This is a genomic window from Polaribacter sp. 2305UL8-11 (genome assembly GCF_058147165.1).
Map to the genome: position 1 here is coordinate 278,991 of NZ_JBYVJW010000003.1, position 25,571 is coordinate 304,561.

Genomic DNA, 25,571 nt, shown 5'->3' on the forward strand with positions numbered 1-25,571 from the left:
TATGGAAAATTTATTTGCTTTATTAGTTTTAATAAGTCTTATATTACTAGTAATTGGTTTCTTTTCTCCAAAAATAAGTCTTTTTTGGTATAAGAATAATCAACCTAATAGAAAAAAATCTGCATTGGTTTACGGAGCATTATTAATTGGTTTTTTTGTTTTATTTGGAATTACAGCAGATTCTATAAATCCTAATATTGAAACTTCAAAATTATCAAAAGAAAAAAATAAAGAGGTAAAAAAACATAAAGAAGTAGTATTTTCCAAATCTCAATTAGATTCTATAGAAAAAGCTAAAAAATTAGCAAACTATAAAAAAAGAAAATCTCAAACAGTTTCAGCAAAATATTTAACAGGTTCTTACATTGAAAATGAAGTTAGTGCAGATGAGAATTTTAAAGGTAAAAGTTTTTATGTTTATGGTAAAGTAACAGATATAAAAAAAGATTTTTTTGGAGATGTTTATGTAACATTAAAAGGTAGTGAAATGTTTAGAGAAGTACAATGTTTTTTTGATGATAAAAAATTAGCAGCTAAACTAAAAAAAGGGATGTACATAACTTTTTATGGAAAATGTGATGGGCTTATGATAAATGTTCTAATGAAAGAATGTAAACTAGTTGAAAATTTAAATAGTTTAAAATAATTACTGGAATAAAAGAAAAAGTAGTTTTATAAAACCTTGCGAATTTTCGTAAGGTTTTGTTTTAAAAAATAGTATTTTAGAATCGCCTATGAAAAGTTACATTTTACTCTTTTTTATTCTTTTAAGTTATAAATCGATTTCTCAAAACGTTTACAAAACACCATCAGGAAAAAAATATCATTTATCTTCTTGTAGAATGGTAGAAAATGTTTCCAAAAAAATGTTAGGAAAAGCAGATATTTCTAAAGATAGATTAACTCCGTGTAAAATTTGTAAGCCACCAAAAATAAAAGATTTAGTAAATACGTATAACTTCACTAACAAAGCAGTTGGCAAATCTACATCTGTTAGGTGTAAAGGAATCACTAAAAAAGGAACAAGATGTAAACATCGTACAAAAATTGCGAATGGATATTGTTATCAGCATACAAATCAAGATAAAAAAGAGAATCATAAAAAGCCAGCTTCTTCAAAATCTGAAATATCACTTTGTGGAGCAAAAACAAAGTCTGGTAAAACTTGCAAACGTAAAGTAAAAGGTGGTGGTTTTTGTTATCAGCATAAATAACTTCAAATAGTTTGTAAATAAAAAATGTGTTAATACTTCTTTTTTAGAAATATCAACACATTCTAATAATAGTAAAGTTAATTATTTTACAGATGGTAGTTCTTTAGCAACACTATCTTCACTGAAATTTTGTGACGTTTGAATGTTTTCACCATTTTTTCCAAACATAATTGCTCCAGATGGGTTTTCTCCTTTTGCATCTAAATCTAAAATAACTCTATATATAGTAATTTCAACAAGAGCTACACTATTATCATTATTTGCATTTACACTAAAACTAGTAGGTTTCATATCTGACATAAAGTCTAATGAACCTGCAATACCTAATGGGTGTAACGTAATATTTACTTCACTTCCATTTATGGAGTGTAGTGTTGCAAGTCCCATATTTTTTTCAAAATCCCAGTTTACGCTAAACTTACAAGATGGGTTTTCTAAAACAGTTTTTCCTTTTAATGTTTGGCTTAATACCAAACTAAATTGATTTGATTTCATAATATTAATGTATTTAGTTTTTGGTTAAATTATTTATATAAAACTATACAAGTTTGTTAACCTATTTTAGAGTAGAAATACTCAATTTATTATTTAAGTATTAATAATTAATTCAATACACTGTTTTTTAGAACCTATAGATTTGAAGGTAATTCAATTTTATTTTATGCTTTACGGATTTCCGTAAGCTTTTGTTTTTTAAGTAGTTTACTTTTGGATAAATATTAATTTAAACTAAAACTATGGCAGTAAAACATACACCAACACAAGAAGTACACAAAGGATATAAAGGAGGGACTACTGGTTGTGGTTTTGATACAACAGAACATTCGGATCATTGGGTTAGTACTAATAATAAAATCACTTGCGATAAAAATGGCTGTAAAAATTAAATTAACATGAAAATCTCACTAAATATCTTTTGCTTATTAGCTTTTTTGGTTAGTGTTAGTTCATTTTCTCAAGAAACTAAAAAGAAAGAATTAATAGCTTCTTGCTGTACTGAATTAGGAAGATGTACAGGTTCTAGTTATTGTACAGCTTGTAAAAACTGTTCTGATTGTAAACATTGTTCAAAAAATGGAGGTTCTTGTGGAGTTTGTAGTTCAGGAAACAGAAAAGTTTACAGAAATAATTACTCTAAAAAGAAATCTGTTAGTATAAGTAAAATAGAAAATAAATTTAAAATAGGAAATATTATAAATGTTTCTATTGAAACTTTAAATTTAAGAAAAGAGCCAAATAGTAAGTCTAAAATTTTAGAACGCTTAAAAAAGCATACATCTCTTGTTTATCTTGATAGAAAAAAAAACTGGATAAAAGTTAGGGTTAAAAAATCTGGATTGGTTGGTTATGTTTATGGCAAATACCTCTATTAGTTATGGGTTTCAGATTTCAAAAAAGAATCAAACTAGGCAAAGGTTTAGGGTTGAATATCAGCAAATCAGGTATTTCTTCTAGTTATAGAACTAAAAAAGGAACAATTGGTTCAAAAGGGTTTTCAGTAAGAACAGGAATTCCTGGTTTAACTTATAGAAAGACGTTTTCCAAATCCTCTAAAAGTGGTTGTTTAGGCTTTTTTTTGATGCTTATAGCTACCGTTTTTACAATATTTCTAATAAAAAAATAATATGAGTTACAGAAGAGGTTATTACAAAAAAGACGGAACATATGTACAAGGTCATTTTGTTTCTAAAAAAAATAAAAATTCTAATAAACCTAGAAGACAAAATAATTTAGGTTGCTTTTTAACTGTATGTATATTTTTTGTTACAACAATTTTGTTTACCTCTTGTGAGGAAACAGAAAATAGTTGTGAGAAGAAAAAGTGTTCAGATTTTAAAACTCAATCTCAAGCACAAGCCTATTTTAATAGCAACAGAAACTGTCACAGAAATTTAGATATTGATGATGACAATATTCCTTGTGAAAACTTACCAGATTAAATTATGAATGAAATAACAATTGAATTAAAAAGTCATTTTTTAAGATTATATCAAATGGCATTTTCTGATGATAATTTCGATACTCTTGAATTACAAATGCTTTATAAATTTGCAGAAGAAAGAGGTGTTTCTAAAGAAGAGTTAGAAAAAATATTACTACAACCCTCTCATAACACCTCAATTCCAGAAAAATTTGAAGAAAAAATTGAGTATTTGTACGATTTGGCAATTATGATTTGGGCAGACAATATTGTTACAGAAGACGAGATAAATACTTTAAAAAAGTATTGCTTAAAATTTGGTTTTCTAAAGGAAAACATTGTTGAACTAGCTGATTTTCTTTTAGAAAAAGCAAAAGAGAAAATATCTAAAGTAGATTTAATCAAACAAATTAATCAGTTATGAATTCTTTAAAAAATATTTTTGCATTAAAAAAAGAACTTCCAGTAGAGCATATAGATGAAAAAGAAGAAGATTTTAAGAAAGAAAAATTCACCTTTTTCGAAAGTGGTTATGGCTCTTCTAAGGCTTCAAGTGGAAATCCAGTTGTTTATAAGGCCTGTTTGAACGATGTTTATATGGATTATAAAGGAAAATGTAGAGATAATATTAACCTTCAAAACGAATTAAAGAAACCATATAAAGAAGAAAAAGGAAAAGTTGAAATAGAACTTAAAAAAAGGAATACTGCAACATCTATTATAGAAGAATCTATTCATAATGAAGAGAAAAAAATCATAGAGTATAGAAATGATATTGTAGAGGTTAAAAATATACCAGAGAAATTTGGTTTAGATATTGACAAGAAACCAAAAGCTCAGTTTTATTTAGGGGTAATTGTTTTAATCCCAATTACTTTTTATTTATTAGTTTTTTATATTTCAGCGTCTTATTCAGCATTTTTTAAAAGCTTTGAATCTGATGAACTTACAGCAGCAATTTTTGATGGAAAAGCATTAACGAAAGCAATAGGAGATGGATGGTTGGAAGCAGTTTTTGTGGCTACAATTCCTTTTGCATTTATGGGATTAGGTTATTTAGTGCATATGTTTCAAAAGCATAAAAGTTGGACTTCTATCTTAAAAATTGGTATGCTATTTTTAGTAACTTTTATTTTTGATGCAATTTTAGCTTATCAAATCGAAATGAAAATTTATAATATAGAAAAAACACCAGATTCTCCAGAGTTTGATTTAAGCATAGCCTTTAATAGTGTAGAATTTTGGGGAATTATCTTTGCAGGTTTTGTAGTTTATATTATATGGGGGTTAGTATTCGATTTTATTATGAAAGAATATGATAATTTAGATAAAATAAAGAGTTTTATAAGAACAAGGAAAGAAGATATTAAAAATTCAGAAATAAATATAGAAGGGTTAATATCTAAATTAAACCCAATAAAAGAAGAAATTTCTGGATTGGAAGGAAAAATAAGTGATTTGCAAAGAACGATAGATGGCTTTATTTTTTCTGATAAACATTATTTAACCTATCATGCAGAGTATGTTAAAGGGTGGTATTCTTCTATAACAGACCATTTGCCACTAAAAAGAGCTGATGATGTTTTAGCAAAATGTGTAGAAGTTGAAAAGCAACATTTAGCAGATCATTCTATAGATGATAATAATTCTGAAGGAATTTTATATAAGTTGATAAACTAATTTGTTATGAGAAATCTAATTTTAGTACTTCTTATCATATTAGGAATTTCTTGTAAAAAGGATAAAATTAAAGATGAAGTTCTTGAGGAGTCTGAATATGAAATAGTAAAATTATTAGGAGAAAAATCTAATTTAAATATTAGTATTCTTTTAGATTTATCTGATAGAATAAACCCCAAATTGCATCCAAATAATACTATGGACTTTTACAAAAGAGATATTGGATATATTAAATCCATTGCACAAACTTTTGAAATTCATGTAAGGAATAAGAAAACAAGAAGAATAAATGATAAAATTCAACTTTTTATTGATCCAGAGCCAGAAGAAAAAGAGCTTAATAAGAAAATTAAAGATTTAAAAATCAATTTTACAAGAAGTAATGCAAAAAGAAACTTAATTTTACAAACTTCTAAGAAATATGAAAAAATAACAGAATCTATTTACGAGTCAGCAATTAAAGATAATAGTTATATTGGTTCTGATATTTGGCGTTTTTTTAAAAATAAAGTAGAAGATTATTGTGTTGAAGATGGATATAGAAATATATTAGTTATTCTAACAGATGGTTATATGTATCATAAAAACTCGACGAAAAGAAATGGAAATAGAAGTAGTTATTTAACTCATAATTTTATTAAAAATAATAGAATTTCGAATGTAGATATATCTAAAAAAGACTTTGGCTATATTTCTAATGTTAAAGATTTAAGTAATTTAGAGATTTTAGTTTTGGGTATAAATCCTTATAAAGGAAATTTAAATGACGAAGAGATTATTCATAGTTATTTTAAAAAATGGTTTAAAGAAATGAATGTAAAGAAATTTGATACAAAAAATACGGATTTGCCTTCAAATACAGAAAAAATAATAAGAAGGTTTATATTTGAAAATAAATAAGTTGTTCAATGAAAAACCTACCCATAATTTTATTAATAATTTTATTAATAATTTTTATAACCACAGCCTTCCAAACTAAGAAAACAGATGTTTTTATTTGTATGACTAAATCAAGTAAAACTTATCACTTAAAAAAGGATTGTAGAGGTTTAAAAAAATGTAAATCAAAAATTAAAAAAATTACCAAGAAAAAAGCAGAAAATGTAGGAAGAAAAATGTGTAAAATAGAAGTAAAGAAATAGTTTTTCTAATTTCACGAAAATAAAAAGCCCAATTTCTGTTAAGGAATTGGGCTTTTAACTTCTACTTTTTCTATCACAACTAATTCGTAATTAGTAATAACGTTTTCTTTCAAAAAATGATAATACAAACATATAAAACTACTTTGAAAATAAAATAGGTATAAATACCTGTTTTGTTATTTTATATGTTAAAAATGGTTTTATAATTATGCTTCTTGTGGTGTTGTTAAAATAATTTGTACAGTTCCACCTCTTTGAGAACGTTGAACATTACATATTCTTTCTGTTTGTGCTGGTCCTTGTGGTAAAGTTGGGCAAGGAGGAGCACCTACTAACTGAATACAATCTGTACAATTTACTGGATACACACCAGGATTTCCGCTATTTTGTTTTAAAGCTTTGTTATAAATGGTATCTATAGGTATTTTATTTGAACCATAATTCCAGCCTAAATCATTATCAACTTTCATCATTATATAACAGTTTACACCATTTACACAACTAATGTCGAAAGCTTCAAAGCAAGGTGTGTTTGGGTTTAATGTAAATTCTGCAATGTTTGTCCCATATTTTCCATTGTTAAAATCGGCTCCTTCAACAGGACATCTTGGTTCTATATAAAACCCTATGTTTCCACTAAAACAAGCTCCTTTAGAGTCAAATACTTTAGTTTCTCCAGATGCTAATGTAAATTTACCTCTTAGATTGCTTACTTTTTTAAGAAAAGGAAAATCACTTACTTTAGCAGGACTAGGACAGCACTTATTAGCAGTGTTTTCTGCAGCAAAAGTAGCAAAGACTTCAACTGCATCTTTAGTGTCATTCTTTACTGATAATTTTGTGTAATCTTTAGTAGTCATAATATATTGTTTTAGTTAATGGTTATATATTAACAATTTTACGAATACTTATTAGTTGCTGTTAGAGTATAACTACTTGTTTTTTAATTTGGTTGTTTAGAACAAGAATATATTTGTTTGTACTAAAAATATTTTTAATGCCTTTTTTCAAAGATAAAATTAATATTATAATTACCATCAGAAACTGTTGCCTTTAGTTGGGCTTTTTCTTTGTAGTAGATAATTTTTTTTGGAAATTCATTTTTTGAGTTTTCACAAACGAAAGAAGTATCTGTTTGAGAAGTAAATTGGAACAAAGTTGGTTTTTCATTTACTCCTTCAACTTTTAAAAATAAAGAGTCATTTTTAGTTATAATACTTAGTATTTCTTTAAATACAGTGTCCTTATTTTTAAGTGTATATCCTAAGCCTTTATAATTACTTTTCCAGCTTTCGTAAGTTATTGTTTCTTTTTTATTGTTTACACGAATCCAATCTCCAATTAAAAAAGAGGGTTTATTAATATTACTTATTTTACTTTTGCAAGAATATATAAAAGTAATAGTTAAAATTAAAAGTATTTTTTTCATACTGTATTTATATAATTGTGGAATAATAAATCTTCATGGGTTTTTATTAATTTATTCCAACCGTCTTTTATCAAATAGATTTCGTCAGAAATTTGTAATATATGCTCATACAAATGATCAGTAATTATAAAAATTTTATGTTCTTTTTCTTCGATTATTAAATTTCTTAATTTTTTAATATATAAAGGTGCAATATGAGAAAAAGGTTCATCAAGTAAAATAATTTTTGCATCAGATTTTATGATAAGATAAGATTCTATTACTCTTCTTTCACCACCAGAGATTTCTGTAAATCGGTTATGTTTTAACTTTTCAAAACTTGGAAAATCTTTCAAAAATAAATCTAAAGAAATATTAAAATATGTAAACCCTTTTTTTAAAGAAAAAGAATTTGGAATAAAGTGAAATTGTGGCAAATAATTAATATATCCCTTTGTGTAAAGTGGTTTTATAATTGGTTTTTTATCAATTCTAATCAATTTATTATTAGGTGTTAATTCGCCAAAAATAATTCGTAATAAAGAAGTTTTTCCAGAGCCATTAGCACCTAAAAGGCCTGTAATATTTCCTTTTTCCGCCTTTAAGTAAATCGCTTTTAAAATTTGCTTTTTTCCAAAATTCAACTCAATATTTTCTATTTCTAATACATTCATTAATTAAAAGTATAAAGTAATGTTAGTACAAATAAATTTATGAAAAAAGTATATAGGTAAAGATGTAATTCACTGACTCCAAAATTAAAATAGAAATAAAGAAACTGGTTTTTCCTATCATTTATATAATGTTGAAAAAACCAAACCCCTAAAGAAGCAATTAATAAACTTAAAAAAACTAAAGGATATATATGAAAACTTAAGAGTATATATACCCCAAAAATAAAAGGAATAAAAAAGGTTTTTTTATAAAAAAGTAAGTAAAATTTTAACTTTTTCATTTTATATCATTGTTTTATTTCAAATATAGTTAAATGAAAATTAAAAACTTTTGTGATAAAATTGTAAATTCGCATTCCAAGAAAAGTCAATAAATGTTAGATAAATTAAGAATTGTTAAGCAACGTTATGATGAGGTTTCTGATTTAATTATTCAACCAGAAATTATTATGGATCAGAAGCGTTATGCGCAATTAATGAAAGAATACAAAGATTTAGGTGATGTTGTAAAAAAGGGTGATGAATATCAAACCTTAACAAACAATATAGAAGAGGCTAAAGAAATTATTGCTGATGGTTCTGATGCAGAAATGGTAGAAATGGCCAAAATGCAAATGGATGAAGCCAATACTAGAATACCTGAATTAGAAGATGAAATCAAGTTTTTATTAATACCAAAAGATCCAGAAGACTCTAAAAACGCAGTAGTAGAATTACGTGCAGGAACTGGTGGAGACGAAGCCAGTATTTTTGCAGGAGATTTGTTTAGAATGTATACCAAATATTGCGAAAGCAAAGGTTGGAAAGTTTCTACAGTAGATTATTCTGAAGGTACCAATGGGGGGTTTAAAGAAATTCAGTTCGAAGTAAATGGAGACGATGTTTATGGTATTTTAAAGTTTGAAGCTGGTGTACATCGTGTACAGAGAGTACCACAAACAGAAACCCAAGGTCGTGTACATACTTCTGCAGCAACTTGTATGGTTTTTCCTGAAGCAGAAGAGTTTGATGTAGAGATAAATCCAAAAGATGTAAGAATCGATTTTTTCTGTTCTTCTGGTCCAGGAGGTCAATCTGTAAACACAACCTATTCTGCTGTACGTTTAACACACATTCCAACTGGTTTGGTGGCTCAATGTCAAGATCAGAAATCTCAGCATAAAAATAAAGAAAAAGCTTTTAAAGTACTGCGTTCTCGTTTGTATGATATGGAGTTGGCTAAGAAAAATGCAGAAGACGCATTAAAACGTGGTTCTATGGTTTCTTCTGGAGATAGAAGTGCAAAGATTAGAACTTATAATTATGCTCAAGGTAGAGTTACAGATCATAGAATTGGTTTGTCTTTATATGATTTACCAAATATTATGAATGGTGATATTCAGAAAATTATTGATGAATTAATGCTTGCTGAAAATACAGAAAAGCTAAAAGAATTAGGAGACGGAATTTAGTTTTCTTTTAATTATAACAAAAAAGGCTGTCTGAAAAGTTAATTTATCTGTCATTTTGAGTGAAGTCGAAAAATCTACGTAATTGATTTTGAGCAAATAAGATTTCTCCATTACAGTCGAAATGACAAATTTTAATACTTTTCAGACAGCCGCTTTTGTTTGCGTTAGTTTTTAAATGATATGAATTAATGGCAACTATAATACAATTGTATCTTTGATTAAAGAAATAAAGATTATGATTGCTACAAAAATTTTGGGACTCACTGCTGCACTGAGTAAAAGCAAAAAATTAAAAATTGCGTTGCTTTTAACAGAGGTAGCTTTATTAGCTATCGCTTTTAAAAAAGACAAAGAGTTAAAGAAAAAGCAAACAAAATTGCTTGATGAAGAAAAAACAAACAACTAGTTATAATCTTGCTGTGATTAAAGAAATAAATTGCTAACAAAAAGAGTGAGAATTCTAGCTTTGATTTTAGAAAAAAATTAGTTTTTATTTAAAACTAAAAAAGAAAAAAGCAACTTAAGTTTTAATTAATTTAAGTTGCTTTTTCATTTATACTTTTTTGATAAGATTTAATTTAAAACATAAAAAAAAGCGATTAAAGTTTAGGGGAACCAGTTAATCGCTTTTTAGTGTTAAACAAATATTTAAGAAACTTTAAATCTCTTACTTTTGGGGGATAAGAAATTATTATGTTACAAATATATAGTGACAATCAGTAATCTACAATACCCATTTATGGGGTTTTTTTTATCTCACCGAAAATGGTGAGTTATCTCACCATTTTCGGTGAGATAATTTTATTTTTTTAAGCTATTACTAGGTTTTAGAGGTGTGTTTTTTTAGCAAAAAAAGCTTTTAAAGTTCAATTTTTAAAAAATAAAAAAACGATTACAAATTTATTAAACTTGCAATCGCTTTTTTTTCTGTTATTTTTTAGAATATAATTCTTAATTTTTTTTTTTGATATCTATTATTTACCAGATAAATGTAATTCTGTAAATTCTTTATCAATAAGTAAAGATTGATTTGTACCAGGTAAAATATTACTTAAAGAAATTTCTACATTATCTATTTGTACAGAGGTAATTGTAAATGGTAAGTTATGGAATACAATATTAAATTTCTTGTATTCTGCATCAAAAACTCCTTCTTTGTGTTGTTGTAAGATAAACTCGTCTTTTTTACCTGTTACTTTAAAAGTACGTAAGCTATATCGTCCTTTTTTGTAATCAAAACCATCATGAGCATCATCAAACAATTGAGACCTTTCTTTACCTTCCTTATAATATACATCTAAAGTAATCTCATCCATTTTTTTCTCACCAACATATTGTTGTACAGGATATTTAGGTATTACAGCTCCTTCTTTAATAAAGAAAGGGATGCTATCTATATCTGCATCTACCCACATTTCTTTTCCTCCTTCTACAACTTCATCAGTCCAGAAATTATACCACTTACCTCTTGGAACATACATTCTTCTTCCTTTGGCATTTGGCTCTAAAATTGGGCATACTAAAATTTTATCACCATAAACAAACTCATCACTTCTATAATGTGTTGCAGTATCTTCTTGGTCAAATAAAACTAAAGATTTTAAAATTGGAGTTCCTTTTTTAATATGATTCCAAAATGCTGTGTATAAGTAAGGTAATAACTGATATCTAATTTCGATAAATTTACGAACGATATCTGTAATTTCTTCTCCAAAAACCCAAGGTTCTTGGCCTCCATGATCTCCAGAAGAGTGTACTCTACAGAAAACGTGAAAGATTCCTAATTGAATCCATCTTGCAAATAACTCTCCTTGAGGTTGTTCTGCAAACCCACCAATATCACTTCCTGCAAAAGAGAAACCAGACATTGCCATTCTTTGTGCTTGGTTGTTTGCAATAGATAAATGCTCCCAAGTTGCTACATTGTCTCCCATCCATGTAGAAGTATATCTTTGCGTACCAGAATATGCTGCTCTTGTAATTACAAAAGGACGTTTTGGGTAAGAATATTTCTTTAAACCTTTGTAAGTTGCACGTGCCATTTGCATTCCGTAAACGTTATGCGCTTTTCTGTGAGAACAAGGGTTTCCATCATAATCATGACGAACATCATTTGGAAAAGATTTGTTAGGAACATCCATTACAGCAGGTTCGTTCATATCATTCCAAACACCTTTAACACCAATATCTTCTATTAATTCTTTAAATAAACCTTCCCACCAAGTTCTTACTTCTGGTTTTGTAAAGTCTGGGAAATAACATTCTCCAGGCCATACTTTACCTTTCATATAAGGACCATCTGCACGTTTACAGAAATAATCTTTATCTAAACCTTCTTTAAAAACATCGTACTCTAAGTCGATTTTAATTCCTGGATCTATAATAACCACGGTTTTAAAACCATCATCTTCTAATTCTTTCACCATTCTTTTTGGGTCTGGAAAATATTCCTTATCCCAAGTAAAACAACGGAAACCATCCATGTAATCGATATCTAAATAAATAGCATCACAAGGTATTTTTAAATCTCTAAAAGTTTTAGTTACTTCTTTTACATTGCTTTCTGGGTAGTAACTCCATTTACATTGATGAAATCCTAAAGCCCATAATGGAGGTAAGGCATGAGGTTTACCAGTTAAATCTGTATAATTAATTACAACGTCTTCCATTTTTGGTCCATAGATGAAATAATAATTCATTTCTCCTCCTTGAGCCCAAAAACTTGTTACATTTCTTCTTTCGTGTGCAAAATCGAAATGGGTTTTAAAAGTATTGTCAAAGAAAATACCATAAGCTTTGTCGTTTTGAATGCCAGTATAAAAAGGAATTGCTTTATAAATAGGATCTGTATCTTTACCAAAAGCGTAAGAATCTGTTACCCAGTTTTCAAAACGTTTTCCTTTGATGTTTACATCTACAGGTTTATCACCTAAACCATAATAACTTTCAGCTTTTTGGCAAACTTTACTCATTTTAACGATGTCTCCACCATATTCGTAACTTTCTTCCCAGTGAAAACCGATTTCATCTTGGTTGATGATTTTTAAATCTACTGCATCATATAAACTAACTTGTAAGCTTTGTTTTTCTACTTTACAAATTAATTTTTTTGTTGTAATAATGTAGTGAGTTTCATCTTCCGTAATTTGTAAAAGACTATACCCTCTACTTGCATATTTTGTAATTCCGTAAGAAAAATCTTTATCAAATTTACCAGTAGTAGAGTATCTGAATCTAATAACACTGTCTCTAACAACAGTTAGTTGTAAAACAACATTGTTTTTTGTGGTAAAATATAATGTGTCTACATCTTTCTTGTAGTTCACAATTTCTGTTGGAAATAAATTTCCTTTTTGTTCTAATTCTGTATTAACAATCATTTATTTGCTTGTTTATTTCAACGAGTAAAAATCGTAAATCTTTATAAAAAAGTTGGTGTTAATTTTATTTTTTTACGATAACGTATTCGTCTAAATTAAACGCAAAAATATTGCTTATTTATTTAAAAATAAGCTGAATAAAAATTGTTTTTAAAGAATTTTAGAAGTCTTAAAAAAGACTGTATATTTTGAGAAGTTTTAAATAATTAACCTTCTTTTTTATCATATTGTTATTAATAATAAAAAAGAAGGTTTATAATTATTTTTACTATTTAAATTTGTATGCAATCATACCTAATGGTGGTAAGTTTAGCTCTATAGAGTTTTCTCTACCATTCCAGTTTTTAGCATCAGAAGTTAGTTTTTTTGTTTTGAAATTTCCTGTACCATTATATTTTTTAGCATCACTATTAAATACTTCTTTTAGAGTACCTTTTTTTGGCAATCCAATTCTATAGTTTTCTCTTGGAACTGGTGTTAAGTTTAAAATTATAATTACATTATCTTTCTCATTATTACCTTTTCTTATGTAAGACATTACAGAGTTTTGGTGGTCTCCATGATCTATCCATTCAAAACCTTCATGAGAAAATTGCTTTTGATGTAAAGCTGGTTCTTTTTTGTATAGTTTATTTAAATCTTTAACTAAAGTTTGAGCGCCTTTATGTACATCGTAATTTAATAAATGCCAATCTAAACTTCCTTGAAAATTCCATTCAGAAGTTTGCCCAAATTCGCCACCTTGAAATAATAATTTTGTTCCTGGATGCGTGTACATTAAACTGTACAGTAGTCTAAGATTCCCAAATTTTTGCCATTCATCACCTGGCATTTTATCTACTATTGATTTTTTACCATAAACTACTTCATCATGAGAAAGAGGTAACATAAAGTTTTCTGTAAATGCGTAATTTAGACTGAATGTTAAATCATTTTGATGGTGTTTTCTATAAATAGGTTCTTTTGCAAAATAGTCTAAAGTATCATGCATCCAACCCATCATCCATTTCATACCAAAGCCTAAACCACCATCGTAAATGGGCCTAGATACTTTAGGGAAAGAAGTAGATTCTTCTGCAATAGTTTGTACATCTGGAAAAGATTCATAAACTGCTGCATTCATTTCTTTGATAAAATCTATTGCTTCTAAATATTCTCTTCCACCATATTTATTTGGCTCCCATTGACCTTCTTCTCTAGAATAATCTAAAAATAGCATAGAAGCCACAGCATCTACTCTTAAACCATCTGCATGGAATTGATCTAACCAAAAAATTGCATTACTAATTAAAAATGCTTTGACTTCATTTCTACCATAATTAAAAATTAAACTTTTCCAATCTTGATGATATCCTTTTCTTCTGTCTGGATGTTCGTATAAATGAGAACCATCAAAGAAACCTAATCCATGGTCATCTGAAGGAAAATGAGAAGGCACCCAATCTAAAAGAACTCCAATTCCTTTTTCGTGAAATTTATCAACTAAATATTTAAATTCATCTGGATACCCAAAACGTGAAGTTGGTGCAAAATATCCTGTTAATTGATATCCCCAACTTGGATCATAAGGATACTCCATAATTGGCATAAATTCTACATGCGTAAAGTTCATTTCTTTTACATAATCTACCAATTCTTCTGCTAATTCTCTATAACTTAAAAAACGATTTTCTTCAACTTGTTTTTTCCAAGAACCTAAATGAACTTCATAAACAGAAAATGGTGCATTTAATGCATTGTTTTTCTTCCTGTTTTTCATCCATTTTTTGTCTTGCCACTCATAATTATCTTCCCAAACTTGAGAAGCGGTTTTAGGTGGATGTTCGCATCTTCTTGCAAAAGGATCTGCTTTTTCTGTAGTAATATCGTTATTTGAGCTTCTTATTTTGTATTTGTAAGTTGCACCTTTTTCTACACCAGGAATAAAACCTTCCCAAATACCACTTCCATCCCAACGAACATTTAAGTGGTGTTCTCCTTCTAACCAAAAATTAAAATCGCCTATTACAGATACAGATTTTGCACTTGGTGCCCAAACTGCAAAATAAGTTCCTTTTTCTCCATCTACAGTTGTTATGTGAGAACCAAATTTTTCATACAATCGATAATGTTTTCCTGCTTGGAAAAGGCTAATATCAAATTCCGAAAAAAGACTGTGTACTTTTGTTTGTGCCATATTTTTTATGTGTTCAAAATGTTTGTGATACCTTTTAATGGAATAATTGTCCATTTAGGTCTGGAATTAAGTTCATAACCTAACTCATAAATTGCTTTTTCTAACAAGCAATATTTTAATAAATATTTTCTTTCGTTTGTATAACCAATTGATAAATTGGCATTTTGTGTAATTTCTCTATACGTTTCTAAAAACACAGAAATCATATATTTGTAGAGTAATTCTCCATATTCAAAAAGCTCTTCTTGTGTTTTAGAATAGTTTTCTTGATTGCTAAAAATTGTCGAATAAATTGCATAATGAAAAGATCTAAACAAACCTGCAACATCTTTTAATGGGGGTTGTTTTACTTTACGATCTCTAATGGTACTTTCTGGTTCACCTTCAAAATCTAAAATACAAAAGTCATCATCTTGTACTAAGATTTGCCCTAAATGATAATCGCCATGAATTCTTATGCGTTCTCCTTTTAGTTTTGTCCAATCAAAATTTACAAATTGCTTTCTAATAGCATTTTTGTTTTCTAAAAATTTTTTTGCCAATTCTAAAGAGTATCCTTCTAATTTATGAAGATTATTTTCTGTAAGGTTTAATCTATTTTGAAATTGATAGGTTAATCTATTTTTAAGCCAAACTGAATAATCCCCATTAAATCGAGTAGGAGTAAAGGCAGTTTCTTCAAATTCTGAACCTAATGCAATATGCATTTCTGCGGTTCTTAAAGCCAATAATTTTACCTTATTTAATAAGTTTAAACCAACCCAATCTACAATTTGTGCAGGTAATTCTGCTATTTTTTGTCTTTTAAAAATTTCTATATCTGGTAAACTTTTAAAGCTGATTTTTTTAGTGTCAATTGCATTAAAAATAACATGTAATTCTTTTAAAAAATACTCCCAAGCATCACCATTATTGGGTACTAATTTTTGCATTAATGCAATAGTAATGTTTGTTTTTTCTGAATCTATAATATTCATGCTTCCTAAATATGGAGGCGTATTTTTAAAGTCTTTTTTGTCTGATAAAAAACGACTCATTTCATAGTCTGGATTTTTATCTGCATATATTCTTCTAAAAAATTTTACAATAAAAGCATCATTATAAATGATAGAAGTATTGCTTTGTTCAACTCCCATAAATCTTGAAGATTCGTATTTCGGAAAATCAAAACTTTCTGTTTTGTGGTATTGAACTGGTGTTTTATCTACAGGTAAAGCTGTATTTATACGTTCGTAAACTACTTTTCTAAAGGCTTCTAAATGCATGGCATCTATGATATAACCTTCTTGATCTTTTAATTTTAAAGGAAGAATTTTTCCTTCTTTTGAAAAGTTTTCATCAGAAACAAATGCGATTGGTAAAAAGTAATGATGATAAAATGCTTCAATAAAATTGACTTCTAAAATCAAACCAAAATAAACTTCTCCTTCTTTTTGAATTCTAAAGTATTCACTTAATTCTATGTATTTTATTTTGCTAGATTTTCCTCCAAACCAACGTTGTTTCTGAATATATTCTTCTAAAACATCAGATAAAAAAACGTTTACAAAATCTTTGTCCTCTATCAACTCTTCCCATTTGTTTTTTGATGAGAAAATTTTAGAATTAGAATTTGTATTCGTTTTTTCTTTCATTATTTATTGATTTTAAAAATATGAAAAGGTAATGTAGCATGCAATTGTACATAATTCCATTCATTATACCAATTGTAACAATTTCTAGTTACAAGATCTTCAACTTCTACTTTTTGTCCGTGATTAACTCCTAAATCGCTAAGAGGTAATTGCACAGAACCAGATTGAGAGTTCCAAGCATCTAAACTGATAATAGTTAATGTTTCGTTACTTTTATCATCATTCCATTTATAGAAAGCAATTAATTGATCATTACCAGTTTCTACAAATTTAATATTGTTGGTTTGCTGGAAAGATTCATTCTCTTTTCTAATTGCATTAATTTTTGCGATTAAAGTTGTTACTTTATTTTCTTTAAACCAATCATAATGACAAAGTTGGAATTTCTCTGACATATAATATTCCTCTTTTCCAGGAATTGGTTCGCTTATCATTTGCTCAAAAACGGGTCCGTAAATTCCGATATTAGAACTTAATGTTCCTGCCAATGCATAACGTTGTAAGTATTTGCTTTCTGGAGCGCCTTGTAAATGGAAAGGATTGATATCTGGTGTATTTGGCCAGAAATTAGGACGCATGTATTCCTTTTGATTGGTTTGTGTTAAATCGTTCATATACTCTATTAATTCGTGCTTAGAATCTCTCCAAGTAAAATAAGTATATGATTGTGTGTAGCCCTGTTTTGCTAATTGTTGCATTACTTTTGGTTTGGTAAAAGCCTCTGCTAAAAACAATACATCTGGATGTTGTTTTTTTATTTCTGTAATTATCCAATTCCAAAAATAGTAGGGTTTTGTATGTGGGTTATCAACTCTAAATACGTTAATTCCAAAATCAATCCAATATAATAAAGTGTCTAAACATTCTTGCCAAAGATTTTTAAAATCTTTAGATTCCCAATAAATTGGAAGAATGTCTTGGTATTTTTTAGGAGGATTTTCTGCATATTGTACAGTTCCATCTGGTCTCCATTTAAACCAATCTGGATGATCTTTAACCCAAGGATGATCTGGTGCAGCTTGTAAAGCATAATCCATTGCAATTTCAATGCCTTGTTTTTTTGCTTCGGAAATTAAATTTTTAAAATCTTCTACGCTTCCTAATTCTGGATGTAAATCTTTATGACCTCCATGTTTAGAACCAATACCCCAAGTAGAACCTACATCTCCATTTTGAGCAACAGTTGTATTGTTTTTACCTTTTCTGTTTACTTCTCCAATAGGATGAACAGGAGGGAAGTACAAGGTATCAAATCCCATTTTTGCGATTCTTGGTAACAATCTATGGCAATCATTAAAAGTACCATGTTTTCCTTCTTGTTCTGATGCAGAACGTGGGAAAAACTCATACCAAGTACTAAATCTTGCTTTTTTTCTGTCTACATAAACCTGATATTCTTTTGAGGTATTTGTTAGAAATTTTTCAGGATGGTTTTTTAATATTAATGTAAGTTTCTCTGACACAGCTTCTTTTATAGATTCTGTATAGGTTTCACTATTCTTAAAAATAAATATTAAGTGTAATAAATATTCTTTTTCATCTTTAGAAACCTTATCTATAATAGAAGAAAGTAATTCAGCTCCTTCTAAAAGTTCTGAATTTACATGTTGATAATCATCAATTTTTCTTTCTATTCCATGTTGCCAGTTTAAAAGATAATCTACCCAACCTTCAACTTTATAAGAATAAAAACCTTGCTTTGTTGTATGAAAATTTGCTGCCCATTCATCATTAAAAGTTGGAGTCATTCTTACTTCTGACCAACTCTTATCGTTTTCATGTTTGTAATGAACACTTGCTTGAAGTATGTCATGACCATCTATTAAAACATCTGCAGTTACATTTACAATTTCATCAACAACTCTTTTAATGTATATTTTGCCACAATTTATTTGTGGAGCAACATTTTCTACTACAATTCTACTTTGATTTTGCATTAATTTGGTTAATTTTTAATAATAAAAAAGTAAAAAATCTTTACCCGATAATTGTTCCTTTTGGTATAATAGCATCTTTTTTGATAACAACAATACCATCTTTAACCATATAAGTATCTGTTTCTATATTGTCTATATGTGTACCTCCATTTATTCTTACATCATCTCCAATTCTACAATTTTTATCTATAATACAGTTGTGAATGTAGCATCTATCTCCTATACCCATCATAATTTCTATGTTTTCTTTAGCAACTTGCTCTAGGGTTTCGTAAAAATCGTTACCCATCATATAAGTATTGGATATTAATGAATTTTTACCAATTCTAGATCGGATACCAATTACAGATCTTTCAATTTTTTCTGCTTGTATAATACAACCATCACCAATTACAGCTCTGTTTAAGATAGAGCCAGAAATTTTTGATGTTGGTAGAATACGAGCTCTTGTATATACACCTTTTTCATTATACAAATCAAATTGAGGAACATCATCTGTTAAGCCTAAATTTGCTTCAAAGAAAGAATCTATATTACCAATATCTTCCCAATAACCTTCGTATTGATAACTTAAGGTTTTGTATTTTTCTATGGCTTGTGGTATAATTTCTTTTCCAAAATCATTGGTGTCTGGATTATCCATTAATTTAATTAGTAAATCTCTATTAAAAATATAGATACCCATTGAAGCCAAATAATCTCTTCCTTGAGCTTTCATATCATTACCTACATCAGAAGTCCAATTTGGTAATAATTCTTCTCCTGGTTTTTCTATAAAAGAGGTGATAATATTTTCATCGTTTGTTTTTAACAGACCAAAAGAAGTTGCGTCTTTAGCGTTAACAGGATATGTTGCAATAGAAATTTCTGCGCCACTTTTTTCATGTTTATCAATCATATCATTAAAATCCATTTGATATAATTGGTCTCCAGAAAGTATTAATGCATATTCAAAATCGTTTGCTAAAAAATGATGCATGCTTTGCCTAACAGCATCTGCAGTTCCTTGAAACCATTTATCACTTTGTATGGTTTGTTCTGCAGCTAATACATCAACAAAAGCAGAACTAAAAAAACTAAAATGATATGTATTTGTGATGTGCTTATTTAAAGAAGCAGAATTAAATTGCGTTAAGACGTACATCCTTTTAATATCTGAATTGATACAATTAGAAATAGGAATATCTACTAGCCTATACTTACCAGCAATGGGTACAGCTGGTTTAGATCTATCTTTTGTTAATGGGTATAATCTTGATCCTTGGCCTCCACCTAAGATAATTCCGAGTACTTTATTGTTAATCATTTAGTTCTTATTTTAAGGATTTGTATAGTTCTTCTACTTGTTTTGCAATTGATATCCAATCGAAATAATCTTCTACTCTTTTGCGCCCTTTTTTAGCCATTGAGTTTCTTAATTCTGGATTGTTTATGACTTTATTTACACCTTCTGCTAAATCTCTGGCAAATTTATCTGGATTTACAGGTTCAAAAGGTGCTGAATCTTGTTGTTCTACTGGTATTAAAATTCCGGTTTCATTATGAACAACAACTTCTTTTATTCCTCCAACAGCACTTGCAACAACAGCTGTATCACAAGCCATTGCTTCTATATTTATAATTCCGAAAGGTTCATAAATTGATGGGCAACAAAAAACATCTGCATGAGAGTATAATTGAATGATTTCTTTTTTAGTAACCATTTTATCAATCCAAATAACGTTTTTACGTGTTTTTTTAACTTCATTTACAGCATCTTCCATTTCTTTTCCAATTTCTGGAGTATCTGGAGCACCAGCACAAAGTACAATTTGCGTATCTGGATCTATATATTTTATTGCGTTAACTAAGTGAATGATTCCTTTTTGCCTTGTAATTCTCCCAACAAAAAGTACATAAGGTTTGTTTTTATCAACTCCATACTCATCTAAAGTAGAGGTTTCTGAAGTAGTTACATATTCTTGTAAATTTATACCATTATAAATTACTTTTACTTTGTTCTCATCAACATTAAAGTGCTTTAAAACGTCTTCTTTTGTTTCTTCAGAAACAGCAATTAATGCATCTGCCATTTCTATAGCTGTTTTTTCTATCCAAGAAGAGGCGTCATAACCACGTCCTAATTGTTCTCTTTTCCAAGGACGCAAAGGTTCTAAAGAATGTGTTGTAATTACAAGAGGAATTCCATAACAGAGTTTTGCCACAATTCCTGCAAAATGTGAGTACCAAGTATGGCAATGCACAACATCTGCATCTATTGCTTCTGCATTCATAAGAAGTCCAGTACTTAAAGTTTTAAAAACGGCTTTTAACTTGTCATCTGCGTTTTCAAAATCTGCATTTTCAAAAGGAAAACCTTTTACAGTTAAATTACCATTACTTTCATTTTGATCTCCAAAACAGCGAACATCAATCTCCATTAATTTTTCTAATTCTGCTGCCAGATATTCTACATGTACTCCTGCACCTCCATAAACATAAGGTGGAAATTCTCTGGTAAAGAAAAGGGCTTTCATAAATTTATTTAGTAGTTATAGGTTAGTTTTTGTTTTAAATCATTAAGGTATAAAACAGCTACAAAACTACAAAATTAAAAATGAGTTTTTTTTCTTTGAAATATTATTATCAGTTTGATAATTTTAAGTTAACAAAAACATAAAATACTGATAAATAACTATAAAGATAGAGAAAGAATAATAAATATAATAATTACTAAAAATCAGAAATTAAACATTTCGTTGTTTATTAATTTCATCTTGTAGTTGTCTTCTTAACTTTTGCTCTCTTTCTAAAGATTTTTTTCTATGTTGCTCAAAATCCTGCTCAACATCTAATAAATTATTTTGTGCTTCTTTAGTTAAAATATTACTTCTTGTAAACTTAAAAATAAAGTAAAAAAGGCTTAACATTAGCAACGCAATAATACTCCAAAGAATTAAGTTATAAGTTACTTTACTAAGTTGAATGCCAAAAAGAGAGATAGAGTTTTCTTTTTTATTTGCAATTTCTAAATCTGATTGTGTACTAGAAAGTAGTTTTTGAGTTTTTTCTATCTCAGTTTTTTTACTTTTTAATAAAGCTTCTTTTTCTGATATTATTTTTTTTGATGATTTAAGAGAGTCTAAAACATTTAGTTTTAACTTTTGATAACGTTCTTTGCTTATTACTTTGTATACTTGGTAAGTAGTAGAGGTTCTGTATATTTTATCAAATTGATTTTCTATAGAGTTGTTATCTACAGTTTGTTCTTGTGCAAAAAAGGATGTAGAAATTAGGAGTAATAATGTAATTAAAAAAGGTTTCATTAGTTAATTGTTTTTAGAAATGTAAATTTATAAAAAAAACCCAAACGAAAAGTTTGGGTTTTTTAGTATAAGCAAGTATTATTATTTATTTAATTTTCTCTACAACTGCCTTAAAAGCGTCTGGGTTGTTTACAGCTAAATCTGCTAAAACCTTACGGTTTAATTCGATATTGTTAGCTTTTACTTTTCCCATAAACTGAGAGTAAGACATTCCGTGCAAACGAGCTGCAGCGTTAATACGCATAATCCATAAAGAACGGAAGTTTCTCTTATTGTTTTTACGGTCTCTATATGCATAAAGCATACCTTTTTCAACCGCATTTTTTGCTACTGTATAAACGTTTTTTCTACGTCCAAAGTAACCTTTTGCTGCCTTCAAGATTTTTTTTCTTCTATTTCTTGAGGCTACTGAATTTACTGATCTTGGCATAATTTCAATGTGTTTTGTAGTGAGCGACGATACTATCGTACTTTTAATTAAAAATGACTTTAATTGCTACATTACATGGTTAATAATTAAATTCCCTTTTTTAAACTTATTTTAAGTTTAATTGTTGCATAATGTTAGCTTCATCAGACTTATGTACTAAAGTATCATGAGTTAACTTTAATTTACGTTTTTTAGACTTCTTTGTTAAGATATGACTTTTAAACGCGTGCTTTCTTTTAATTTTTCCAGTACCAGTAACTTTAAATCGTTTTTTGGCGCTAGATTTGGTTTTCATTTTAGGCATCTCTCCTTCGTTTTTAACTTGCTTAATATTTTTATTTCTGATAAAAAAAATCAGAACTACTTTACTTTTTTAGGAGCAATAAACATAATCATACGTTTACCTTCTAATTTTGGTAACTGCTCAACTTTACCATATTCTTCTAATTCTTGAGCTAATTTTAGTAATAAAATTTGCCCTTGTTCTTTAAAGATGATTGAACGACCTTTAAAAAACACAAATGCTTTTAGTTTGGCACCATCTTGTAAAAACTTTATTGCATGTTTCTTTTTAAACTCGTAATCATGCTCGTCTGTTTGAGGACCAAAACGTATTTCTTTAATCGTAACCTTTGTGGCTTTAGATTTTAAAGCTTTTTCACGTTTTTTTTGTTCGTACAAAAATTTCTTGTAATCAATTATTTTACAAACGGGTGGTTTTGCTTTTGGTGATATTTCTACCAAATCCAACTCTTGTTCTTTGGCTAACTCTTTAGCTTTTGCTAAAGGATAAACACCAATTTCTACATTTTCGCCTACAAGACGAACTTCGTCAACATATTTTATTTTCTCATTAATCCTATGTTGATCTTCTTTGATTACTCTTAATGGTCTTCTGGACCTACTTCTACGTATTGCTATGACTTATAATTTTAAAATTTAACTTGTGGTTGTTTAATCAACCTTTATTTTATTTTTGAAATTCAAATTTACTTAAAATTTCTTCAATGTTTTGTTTTCTTCTTCTTTTATTAAAGATACAAATTCTTCTAGAGTAAATGTACCAATATCACCTTCGCCATGTTTTCTTACAGAAACTGTGCCATCTTGTTCTTCTTTCTCTCCAACAATTACCATAAATGGTATTTTGTTAACTTCTGCATCTCGTATTTTACGTCCAGTTTTTTCACTTCGGTTATCTACGAGGGCGCGAATTTCGGAATTTTCTAACGATTCTAAAACTTTTTCTGTATATTTTTGATATTTCTCACTGATTGGCAGTATAATAACTTGATCTGGGGTTAACCAAAGTGGGAAATTTCCTCCTGTATGTTCTAGTAAAACCGCAATAAAACGTTCCATAGAACCAAATGGAGCCCTGTGAATCATTACAGGTCTGTGTGATTGGTTATCTGAACCTGTATACGTTAAATTGAAACGTTTTGGTAATTGATAATCTACTTGAATTGTACCTAATTGCCAACTTCTTCCTAAAGCATCCTTTACCATAAAGTCTAATTTAGGTCCATAGAAAGCAGCTTCACCTTCTTCAATTACAAAATTTAGACCTTTATCTGTTGCAGCAGAAATAATTGCATTTTCTGCAATATCCCATGTTTCTTCATCACCTATATATTTATCTAAATTTTCTTTATCTCTAATAGAAACTTGAGCAGTAAAATCTTCAAAACCTAAAGAACCAAAAACGTACAATACTAAATCTATTACATCTTTAAATTCTTGATCTAGTTGTTCTGGAGTACAGAAAATATGCGCATCATCTTGTGTAAAACCTCTTACCCGCGTTAATCCATGCAATTCTCCACTTTGTTCATATCTATAAACCGTTCCAAATTCTGCGAAACGTTTTGGTAAATCTTTATAAGAATAAGGTTTAAAGTTGTAAACTTCACAGTGGTGTGGACAATTCATAGGTTTTAATAAAAACTCTTCATCCATTTTAGGAGTTTTTATTGCTTGAAAACTGTCTTCACCATATTTTTCATAATGTCCAGAAGTAACATATAGTTCTTTCTGACCAATATGTGGTGTCATTACCATTTCATAACCTGCTTTCTTTTGAGCAACTTTTAAAAAGTTTTCTAAGCGAGCACGCAAAGCTGCTCCTTTTGGTAGCCATAAAGGCAATCCAGCACCAACTTTTTGAGAAAAAGTAAATAACTCTAATTCTTTTCCTAATTTTCTGTGATCTCTCTTTTTTGCCTCTTCTAGTAACTCTAAATATTCAGTTAGCATTTTTTGCTTCGGAAAACTAATTCCGTAAACACGTGTCAACTGATTGTTTTTTTCATCTCCTCTCCAATAAGCACCAGCAACATTCATTATTTTAACGGCCTTTATAATTCCTGTGTTTGGTATGTGGCCTCCTCTACATAAATCTGTAAAATTGCTATGATCACAAAAAGTAATATCACCATCCGTTAAGTTTTCAATCAACTCAACTTTATATTCATTATTTTCTTTTTTGTATAAAGATAAAGCGTCTGCTTTAGAAACAGAGCGTATAGAAAATTCGTGTTTTCCACGAGCAATTTCTAAAAACTTCTTTTCAATTTTAGGAAAATCTTTGTCGGAAATAACATCATCACCTAAATCAATGTCATAATAAAAACCATTTTCAATGGCTGGACCAATGGTTAATTTTGCTTTTGGATAAAAACTTAAAATTGCTTCAGCTAAAACATGTGCAGAAGAATGCCAAAAAGCTTTTTTTCCATTATCATCGTTAAAAGTGTATAAAATTAAAGAACCATCTGTGGTTAATGGGGTAGTTGTTTCAACTGTTATTCCGTTAAATTTAGCAGATATCACATTTCTTGCAAAACCTTCACTAATGTTTTTTGCAACATCTAAAGGTGTGCTATTTTCTTTAAACTCTTTAACAGTTCCGTCAGGTAAAGTAATTTTAATCATTTAATAGAATCTATTTTTGGGTTGCAAAGATATTAGAAAACAATTTTTCATACAATATATATATGCACTTATTCTACATATACATCTTTCTACAATTTAATAATGTTTTATTTAAGGTATTTTTTTGATTAGGGTAAAAAAAGATTAATTTTTTTGTGATGTAAAGCCTTTATTATAAGGGTATTAATTTTGGGAGATATAAAAAACAAAAAAATACTTTAAAAAAACAGTTGTGAGATTCAAAAGAGGGTGTATATTTGCACCCGCTAAGCGAAAACACAAAGC

General features: G+C 28.6%; 26 protein-coding genes. 11 read left to right on the plus strand and 15 right to left on the minus strand.

Going from position 1 to position 25,571, the window contains the following annotated elements; genetic code table 11:
• Position 1 precedes the first annotated feature (1 nt).
• Both ACY2RW_RS04360 and ACY2RW_RS04365 read left to right on the plus strand, forming a co-directional pair.
• A complete protein-coding gene (locus ACY2RW_RS04360) occupies positions 2-646 on the plus strand; it encodes an OB-fold protein (RefSeq protein ID WP_490121478.1) in 645 nt (214 codons plus the stop codon).
• 88 nt (positions 647-734) lie between these two features.
• Entirely contained in the window at positions 735-1,214 is a 480-nt protein-coding gene (locus tag ACY2RW_RS04365) for a DUF5763 domain-containing protein (RefSeq protein ID WP_490121479.1), read from the plus strand.
• Between the two features lie 81 nt (positions 1,215-1,295).
• On the opposite strand, the gene ACY2RW_RS04370 is transcribed toward ACY2RW_RS04365, so the two are convergent.
• Positions 1,296-1,709, minus strand: a complete 414-nt coding sequence (locus tag ACY2RW_RS04370; RefSeq protein ID WP_490121480.1) for a hypothetical protein — start codon at positions 1,707-1,709, stop codon at positions 1,296-1,298.
• Between the two features lie 242 nt (positions 1,710-1,951).
• Here ACY2RW_RS04370 and ACY2RW_RS04375 point away from each other — a divergent pair, with 242 nt between their 5' ends.
• The 7 genes from ACY2RW_RS04375 to ACY2RW_RS04405 are packed head-to-tail and all read left to right on the plus strand — an operon-like array spanning position 1,952 to position 5,715.
• Positions 1,952-2,101, plus strand: a complete 150-nt coding sequence (locus ACY2RW_RS04375) for a hypothetical protein (RefSeq protein ID WP_490121481.1) — start codon at positions 1,952-1,954, stop codon at positions 2,099-2,101.
• 6 nt (positions 2,102-2,107) lie between these two features.
• On the plus strand, positions 2,108-2,587 hold the full coding sequence (locus tag ACY2RW_RS04380; protein WP_490121482.1) for an SH3 domain-containing protein: 480 nt from the start codon (positions 2,108-2,110) through the stop codon (positions 2,585-2,587).
• 2 nt (positions 2,588-2,589) lie between these two features.
• Complete coding sequence (locus ACY2RW_RS04385; protein ID WP_490121483.1) at positions 2,590-2,838, plus strand: DUF4236 domain-containing protein; 249 nt, start codon at positions 2,590-2,592, stop codon at positions 2,836-2,838.
• A 1-nt stretch (position 2,839) separates the two neighbouring features.
• Positions 2,840-3,154 (plus strand): excalibur calcium-binding domain-containing protein, encoded by a 315-nt coding sequence (locus ACY2RW_RS04390; protein WP_490121484.1) that lies wholly within the window; start codon positions 2,840-2,842, stop codon positions 3,152-3,154.
• 3 nt (positions 3,155-3,157) lie between these two features.
• Positions 3,158-3,559: a hypothetical protein gene (locus ACY2RW_RS04395; protein ID WP_490121485.1), complete on the plus strand. Its 402-nt coding sequence runs from the start codon at positions 3,158-3,160 to the stop codon at positions 3,557-3,559.
• Positions 3,556-4,815: an ABC transporter permease gene (locus ACY2RW_RS04400; protein WP_490121486.1), complete on the plus strand. Its 1,260-nt coding sequence runs from the start codon at positions 3,556-3,558 to the stop codon at positions 4,813-4,815. Before ACY2RW_RS04395 ends, ACY2RW_RS04400 begins: the two co-directional genes overlap by 4 nt.
• 6 nt (positions 4,816-4,821) lie before the next feature.
• Positions 4,822-5,715: a hypothetical protein gene (locus ACY2RW_RS04405; RefSeq protein WP_490121487.1), complete on the plus strand. Its 894-nt coding sequence runs from the start codon at positions 4,822-4,824 to the stop codon at positions 5,713-5,715.
• A gap of 448 nt (positions 5,716-6,163) precedes the next feature.
• Here the strand turns inward: ACY2RW_RS04405 and ACY2RW_RS04410 are convergent, their stop codons facing one another.
• The 3 genes from ACY2RW_RS04410 to ACY2RW_RS04420 form a co-directional block, all read right to left on the minus strand.
• Positions 6,164-6,817 (minus strand): hypothetical protein, encoded by a 654-nt coding sequence (locus ACY2RW_RS04410; protein ID WP_490121488.1) that lies wholly within the window; start codon positions 6,815-6,817, stop codon positions 6,164-6,166.
• Between the two features lie 134 nt (positions 6,818-6,951).
• On the minus strand, positions 6,952-7,386 hold the full coding sequence (locus ACY2RW_RS04415; protein WP_490121489.1) for a DUF6265 family protein: 435 nt from the start codon (positions 7,384-7,386) through the stop codon (positions 6,952-6,954).
• Complete coding sequence (locus ACY2RW_RS04420) at positions 7,383-8,039, minus strand: ATP-binding cassette domain-containing protein (RefSeq protein ID WP_490121490.1); 657 nt, start codon at positions 8,037-8,039, stop codon at positions 7,383-7,385. The genes ACY2RW_RS04415 and ACY2RW_RS04420 overlap by 4 nt, the downstream gene beginning before the upstream one ends.
• Before the next feature lie 374 nt (positions 8,040-8,413).
• On the opposite strand from ACY2RW_RS04420, the gene prfA reads away from it, so the two are divergent.
• Together prfA and ACY2RW_RS04430 are read left to right on the plus strand one after the other, a co-directional pair.
• Positions 8,414-9,490: a peptide chain release factor 1 gene (prfA, locus tag ACY2RW_RS04425; RefSeq protein ID WP_490121491.1), complete on the plus strand. Its 1,077-nt coding sequence runs from the start codon at positions 8,414-8,416 to the stop codon at positions 9,488-9,490.
• A 235-nt stretch (positions 9,491-9,725) separates the two neighbouring features.
• A complete protein-coding gene (locus ACY2RW_RS04430) occupies positions 9,726-9,896 on the plus strand; it encodes a hypothetical protein (RefSeq protein ID WP_490121492.1) in 171 nt (56 codons plus the stop codon).
• Positions 9,897-10,464: 568 nt separating this feature from the next.
• Here the strand turns inward: ACY2RW_RS04430 and ACY2RW_RS04435 are convergent.
• The 11 genes from ACY2RW_RS04435 to thrS form a co-directional block, all read right to left on the minus strand.
• Positions 10,465-12,870, minus strand: a complete 2,406-nt coding sequence (locus tag ACY2RW_RS04435) for a glycoside hydrolase family 31 protein (RefSeq protein ID WP_490121493.1) — start codon at positions 12,868-12,870, stop codon at positions 10,465-10,467.
• A gap of 268 nt (positions 12,871-13,138) precedes the next feature.
• Positions 13,139-15,046 carry a 1,4-alpha-glucan branching protein GlgB gene (glgB, locus tag ACY2RW_RS04440; RefSeq protein ID WP_490121494.1) on the minus strand — a complete coding sequence of 636 codons (1,908 nt, stop codon included), beginning with the start codon at positions 15,044-15,046 and terminating at the stop codon, positions 13,139-13,141.
• A 5-nt stretch (positions 15,047-15,051) separates the two neighbouring features.
• Positions 15,052-16,680, minus strand: coding sequence for a trehalose synthase (locus tag ACY2RW_RS04445; protein WP_490121495.1), 1,629 nt, complete (start codon positions 16,678-16,680; stop codon positions 15,052-15,054).
• Positions 16,680-18,617 (minus strand): alpha-1,4-glucan--maltose-1-phosphate maltosyltransferase, encoded by a 1,938-nt coding sequence (locus tag ACY2RW_RS04450; protein ID WP_490121496.1) that lies wholly within the window; start codon positions 18,615-18,617, stop codon positions 16,680-16,682. The genes ACY2RW_RS04445 and ACY2RW_RS04450 overlap by 1 nt, the downstream gene beginning before the upstream one ends.
• Positions 18,618-18,657: 40 nt before the next feature.
• Positions 18,658-19,923 carry a glucose-1-phosphate adenylyltransferase gene (locus ACY2RW_RS04455; protein WP_490121497.1) on the minus strand — a complete coding sequence of 422 codons (1,266 nt, stop codon included), beginning with the start codon at positions 19,921-19,923 and terminating at the stop codon, positions 18,658-18,660.
• Positions 19,924-19,930: 7 nt separating this feature from the next.
• Positions 19,931-21,133 carry a glycogen synthase gene (gene glgA / locus ACY2RW_RS04460; RefSeq protein ID WP_490121498.1) on the minus strand — a complete coding sequence of 401 codons (1,203 nt, stop codon included), beginning with the start codon at positions 21,131-21,133 and terminating at the stop codon, positions 19,931-19,933.
• A gap of 210 nt (positions 21,134-21,343) precedes the next feature.
• A complete protein-coding gene (locus ACY2RW_RS04465; RefSeq protein ID WP_490121499.1) occupies positions 21,344-21,922 on the minus strand; it encodes a hypothetical protein in 579 nt (192 codons plus the stop codon).
• Between the two features lie 85 nt (positions 21,923-22,007).
• The gene (rplT, locus tag ACY2RW_RS04470) at positions 22,008-22,352 is read right to left on the minus strand and encodes a 50S ribosomal protein L20 (RefSeq protein ID WP_490121500.1); all 345 of its coding nucleotides are present in this window, start codon (positions 22,350-22,352) and stop codon (positions 22,008-22,010) included.
• 106 nt (positions 22,353-22,458) lie between these two features.
• Positions 22,459-22,656: a 50S ribosomal protein L35 gene (gene rpmI, locus ACY2RW_RS04475; RefSeq protein ID WP_490121501.1), complete on the minus strand. Its 198-nt coding sequence runs from the start codon at positions 22,654-22,656 to the stop codon at positions 22,459-22,461.
• Between the two features lie 56 nt (positions 22,657-22,712).
• A complete protein-coding gene (gene infC, locus ACY2RW_RS04480) occupies positions 22,713-23,231 on the minus strand; it encodes a translation initiation factor IF-3 (protein ID WP_490121507.1) in 519 nt (172 codons plus the stop codon).
• 114 nt (positions 23,232-23,345) lie between these two features.
• Complete coding sequence (gene thrS / locus ACY2RW_RS04485; protein ID WP_490121502.1) at positions 23,346-25,286, minus strand: threonine--tRNA ligase; 1,941 nt, start codon at positions 25,284-25,286, stop codon at positions 23,346-23,348.
• Between the last annotated feature and the right edge of the window lie 285 nt (positions 25,287-25,571).